Origin of the sequence: Eubacterium ramulus, assembly GCF_003122485.1 — a bacterium.
GTDB lineage: Bacteria > Bacillota > Clostridia > Lachnospirales > Lachnospiraceae > Eubacterium_I > Eubacterium_I ramulus_A.
The window spans coordinates 1-1,540 of sequence record NZ_JRFU01000209.1 but is presented as its reverse complement, the minus strand read 5'-3'; the positions used below and the strand labels follow the sequence as shown (position 1 = coordinate 1,540).

Annotated in this window: 1 protein-coding gene; it reads right to left on the bottom strand. The window is 40.3% G+C overall.

All coding sequences use genetic code 11. From position 1 onward, the window contains the following. Positions 1-206 precede the first annotated feature (206 nt). Positions 207-1,430 carry an IS256 family transposase gene (locus LG34_RS15505; protein ID WP_431602624.1) on the bottom strand — a complete coding sequence of 408 codons (1,224 nt, stop codon included), beginning with the start codon at positions 1,428-1,430 and terminating at the stop codon, positions 207-209. Positions 1,431-1,540 lie beyond the last annotated feature (110 nt).

Here is a 1,540-nt window from a genome sequence, read left to right as displayed (position 1 = left end):
GGTAGTGTAAATTATTCTGTGTAAACCTCTCAGATTGATGATAAAATCATAGGTTTATAGAATACAAAAATATAATGTAATGGGCTGAATGGCATACTTTGCTGTTCAGCCTGTTGTTTATTTAGTAGCATGGATTCTATGGCATGTCAAGGGCGCCCGAGAAAATCGGGCGTTTATTTACCCTTGATATGCGATTGAATCTGTGCTTAATCGATATCCTCTGGCTGGATCCGATCCCCAAAATAGATGCATAACTGATCCAGTGTCAGACCCCAGTCCCAAGCCTTTCCGGTCCATTTTTTTGTGGCATCCATCATTGCCAGATAGAGCATCTTGAAAAGTGCATCATCGGTCGGAAAAATAGTCTTGGATTTCGTAACCTTGCGTAGCTGGCGGTTAAAATTTTCGATGGAATTTGTAGTGTATATTAATTTACGTATCTCAGATGGATATTTAAAATATGTGGATAATTGTGTCCAGTTATTTCTCCAGGATCCAATGGAAGCAGGGTATTTTTTGCCCCATTTTTCTTCCAGATCTTCCAAGGCTGTGAGTGCAAGATCTTCTGTATCAGCTTTGTAAACCAGCTTTAAATCCGCCATAAAGGGTTTTAAATCTTTGTAAGAGATAAATTTTGTAGAATAACGAATCTGATGCACAATACACCTTTGGATCTCCGCCTGTGGGAATACTGCATGAATCGCATCCCCGAATCCGGTCAATCCATCCACAGATACGATCATGATATCCTCTACACCTCGGTTTTTTATCTCGTTGAGGACGGACAACCAGTATTTTGCACTTTCATTTTCTCCTACCCACATGCCGAGGACCTCACGTTTTCCGTTCAGTTTAACACCTATGGCAACGTAAACTGCCTTTTTTACCGTTCGATTGTCCTCCCGAACATGGAAATGTACCGCATCCATAAAAACAATGGCATATTTTCTTTCCAGCGGCCGGTTTTGCCATTCTTTTGCGATAGGAAGGATTCGATCTGTCATATGTGATATCATTTCTGCGGATGCATCCACACCATAAACATCTTTGAGATGAGCGGAGATATCTCTTGTCGTCATTCCTTTTGCATACATAGAAAGTACCTGATCTTCAATGTTTGAGATATCTGTCTGATTCTTTTTCACAATCTGCGGTTCAAAATCTCCCTTTCGATCTCGTGGTATATCCAGATCAATCGTTCCCATTGAAGAGGTGACAGTTTTAGGACTATAACCATTACGGCTATCGTCTGTCTCTTTGTTCTTGTAGTCATACTTGGAATATCCAAGGTGATCATCCATTTCAGCTTCTAACATACCTTGCAGCGTTTCGCCTAACAGGTCTTTCAGCATGTCCTGGATATCCTGAGCATCCTTTGGTTGATAGTGTTCCAACAAGCTGTTGATGAACGCTTTGCGTTCCGGATCCATTTTTCTTCTTCGTGCCATAAAAAAATCCTCCTGAATTGATATTTATTTTAACATCAATCCAAGAGGGTATATAGCTCTTTTAGAGTTTACACAGAATTAATTACAGTCTC

Bases quoted from the DNA above. Each gene is read 5' to 3' on its own strand.
- LG34_RS15505 (WP_431602624.1), bottom strand. From the start codon at position 1,430: ATGGATCCGGAACGCAAAGCGTTCATCAACAGCTTGTTGGAACACTAT.